We start from the raw sequence: 3,681 nt of genomic DNA on the forward strand, positions 1-3,681 counted from the left end.
CACGCACAACAATCGCATCAACACGATTTATTACATTCGGCGTTCTGGGTTTGTCTTGGGTTTCGTGATTAAGGCGGTAAAATTCAGGTTGGTCTGCATGGTAATAAACGTGTTATGCAGGCGTTGTGCGTACTGAGTCCGAAATTTTTTGCACGGTTTGTCAATAGAACCGAGACTTTTGTAGTTTCGGCTTAGTAAGCGTTCCTTTCTTCTTTGTTGCCTTTTTGCTTTCGTATCGTCAGGTTCGGCAAATTAGCCCTTATTTTCCTAAGTTCAGGCGTTTCAGAGGCATCTTTACGCTTCAATTGTTCTCTGGTTATGCCTCATTTTAGCCTGTATCAGTGTTTTCCTCTCAGTATTTTCAATCCCAGTTGTGGAAAGGATATTTGGTTTATCAGTTCCAAATCTGCTGAAACCAAGTCGTTCAAATGACGTAAAAAATGTATCTGTTTTCCGTTCACTTTATCTCGCAATTTAAGAATATTTTGTTCGCTTAATTGGCATCGGTAAATTAGAATCTAGGCTTAGAAAATCTTGGCAGGGCAGTTCTTTACCAAGTTGACCAAGCCGAAAGTAAGCACGCACAACAATCGCATCAACACGATTTATTACATTCGGCGTTCTGGGTTTGTCTTTAGTTTTGCGATTAAGGCGGTTAATTCAGGTTGGTTTGCATAGTAATAAACGTGTTATGCCAGCGTTACACGAACTCTAAGATTGCAGTTTTTTGGCTCAGTTCCACGATTGAGCCGTTAGTTTTTTAGGTGTGAAAGTAGGTGGTTTTCCTTCTTCTTTGTTTCCTTTTAGTTTCCATTTTATCAGGTTCGGCAATTTACTATTATTACCAAAAGTTCATGGATTTCAGAAACCAATTAACGCTTCAATTGTTCATGGTTTTGCCTCATTTCAGTTTGCATTAGTGTTTTTCTCGCAGAATTTTCAATCCCAATTGTTGTTGGGATATTTGGTTTATCAGCTCAAAACAGGCTGAAACTAAATCGTACAAATGGTGTAAGAAAAAGGGATTGTTTCGTTTCACAGTTATTGCCGTTGAAATGATATTTTGCTCGCTTAATTGAGCCAGTCTAATTAAACTCAGTTTACAGTAAATCTTGGTAAATCAATTCTTTACCAAGTTAATAGAAGCGTTGACAAAGATCGTGTAACAAATGCATCAACACGATTTGCTACACTCGGCGTTGTCAGTTTGCCTTTAGTTTCAGTGATTAAGGCAGTAAAATTCAGCTTGGTTTATATGGTAGCAAACGTGTTATGCCAGCGTTATGTTCTTCTTTTTTAACGTAAAATCGCGGCGTACTTCAAAAATATCCATTTATTAAATCATAGTAATACAGTATTTGTAGCCAATTATCATTAATTCGAATATAAATTAAACCGTAATTGTTCAGTTGGTTACGGCTAAGCTCTTGAGCTTATTATACTTTTAATTATATATGGAAATTGTAAAATGAAAGATATCTTCTTTTTTGATTCAATGCTTACACCAAAGATAATAACTGTCGTTTATTGGTTATTATTAGCGTCAGCGGTTGTTTCAGGTTTAGCTACAATGTTTGCTGGTTACGAGAAAAATTTTCTTGGTGGTTTAGGCATCATCCTTGGTGGTGCAATCGGTGCAAGAATTTGGTGTGAACTATTAATAGTATTATTCAAAATTCACGAAAATCTTCAAAAGATTGCGAATAAATCAGATGTTGAAAAAGATTAATTTGTTCAATTTGAAACGAACATAACAATCGCATCAACACGATTTACTACACTCGGCATCTCAGGTTGTCGGGTGTTTCTCGTTTTAGGGCGTCAATTTTAAGTATAATTGTATAGTAGTAAACGTGTTATGCAGGCGTTATACCAAATTTTCTCCAACGAAAAGGGGATATATCTCAATCCCCTAAATATTACATTACGCTTGAGTTTCTTGCTTTAAGTAGGTAACGTACATTTCTTGTGCTTCTATGTTTCTTTCTACTTGTTCATTTTCTCTAAGCTCTAAGTAAAGCTCAATACATTTATTAGTGGCAATAATTAGCGATTCTTTTTCTGGCTTTGCTACTGTAAGTTCTAATTCTTTACTGAACTCAGGTAAACGAGTTTCAATTTTCCTTACACCAGATGGAGTTAGTCCGGCCTGTTGTAGAGCTAATGGTGACAAGGTGACATTTCTGAGAAATGATAAAAACTCAAGAGCTTCAAAGTATTCACCTCTAGCAATTTTAGTTGCTGCATAATGAATCCAAATCCAAAAACGATCTTCAATCCATTGTGGCTCTGGGCATGGGTATTGATGTTTTTTTGTTTTAAATGTATCAGTTAGAAGCAGATCTTTTTCCCATAAAACCTTCGTATCATCAACACGAGTTGCCGCGTCGGGTAAAGATACAAACTTGTAGTCGACATGTATTGCATGTGGTGCATAAAGAGCGATAACTAGTCGTGGCTCACCAACATGTTCGCCAGTAAACGCTGCTATTTTACCTTCGATGCTGTTAATGATAGTAAACCGTTCAGTCATGATATCGTCAAAGTCTGCTGGGTTTACAGCAATAACTAAGTCTAAATCACTATATTTGTCCATAGCGTCAGAAGCATATGACCCACTAGCACCAATTCCAAGGATCCGCTGATCCTTTTTTAATGTAGTAATGATTTTGTCTAAAAGTTGCTTATGAGTCTCTGGAAGAGTTTTTGGATAGTTCATATTTTACCTTTTACCTAAGTTAATCCTAAAACTACAAGTTAAGTAGTTAGTGCGGTAAAATTAACGCAGCATTTTAATATCGCTAAAAAACAGTTTATATGCAACTAAAATTTGGTATAACAAATGCATCAACACGATTTTCTACACTCGGCGTTGTCAGTTTGCCTTTAGTTTCAGTGATTAAGGCGTTAAAATTCAGCTAAGTCTGTATCGTAGCAAACGTGTTATGCAGGCGTTATGCGATTGGAGGATAAATGGCAGATATAACAACTATTAGTGCAGCTTTAGGGAGTTTAAAAACCGCCCATGAGTTAGTAACAATACTTAAAAATAGCAGTGAAAGTTTAGAAAAAGCAGGAGTTAAATTTGAGTTAGCAGAATTAATTTATGCGCTAGCGGACACTAAAATGGAATTAGCTGGTATCCAATCTGTAATTATTGAAAAAGATGCTCAAATAAAAACGCTTCAGGCAAAGTTAGATGAACAGGATAGCTTGGTTTATGAAGCTCCATATTATTGGCTTCAAAATGGTAGCAATAAAGATGGCCCGTTTTGTCAAAGGTGTAAAGATGTAGATAGACTAAATGTGCGTCTACAGAACATAAGAAGGAAAGGTGACTGGATTTGCAAAAGTTGCGATAGTAATTATGTTGATAGCAATTATGTGCCAGCAAAACGTAGTGCACCGTCAAGAGGCATATACTGACAGTTTAAGAAATCGCATAACAAATGCATCAACACGATTTGCTACACTCGGCATTGTCAGTTTGCCTTTAGTTTCAGTGATTAAGGCAGTAAAATTCAGCCAGGTCTGTATCGTAGCAAACGTGTTATGCAGGCGTTGTGCGTACTGAGTCCGAAATTTTTTGCACGGTTCATCAAAAGGATCGCGGCTTTTGTAGTTTTGGCTTAGTAAGCGTTCCTTTCTTCTTTGTTGCCTTTTGGTTTTCGTATTATCAGG

The 3,681-nt window shown here is 36.7% G+C and carries 4 protein-coding genes; 2 read left to right on the forward strand and 2 right to left on the reverse strand.

Annotated features, from left to right (window positions below; all coding sequences use genetic code 11):
* Positions 1-1,468: 1,468 nt before the first annotated feature.
* Positions 1,469-1,729: a DUF4282 domain-containing protein gene (locus tag AACV33_RS00175; protein WP_061037554.1), complete on the forward strand. Its 261-nt coding sequence runs from the start codon at positions 1,469-1,471 to the stop codon at positions 1,727-1,729.
* 195 nt (positions 1,730-1,924) lie between these two features.
* On the opposite strand, the gene AACV33_RS00180 is transcribed toward AACV33_RS00175, so the two are convergent.
* A complete protein-coding gene (locus AACV33_RS00180; RefSeq protein WP_182700650.1) occupies positions 1,925-2,719 on the reverse strand; it encodes an aminoglycoside 6-adenylyltransferase in 795 nt (264 codons plus the stop codon).
* Between the two features lie 254 nt (positions 2,720-2,973).
* Here AACV33_RS00180 and AACV33_RS00185 point away from each other — a divergent pair, with 254 nt between their 5' ends.
* Complete coding sequence (locus AACV33_RS00185; protein WP_182700651.1) at positions 2,974-3,426, forward strand: hypothetical protein; 453 nt, start codon at positions 2,974-2,976, stop codon at positions 3,424-3,426.
* Here the strand turns inward: AACV33_RS00185 and AACV33_RS00190 are convergent.
* Positions 3,409-3,681, reverse strand: a 273-nt coding sequence (locus tag AACV33_RS00190) for a hypothetical protein (protein WP_220488746.1), incomplete at its 5' end; no start/stop codon positions are given. The two genes, AACV33_RS00185 and AACV33_RS00190, sit on opposite strands and share 18 nt — an antisense overlap.

It is taken from the genome of Aliivibrio sp. SR45-2 (assembly GCF_963890165.1).
GTDB classification, from domain to species: domain Bacteria; phylum Pseudomonadota; class Gammaproteobacteria; order Enterobacterales; family Vibrionaceae; genus Aliivibrio; species Aliivibrio salmonicida.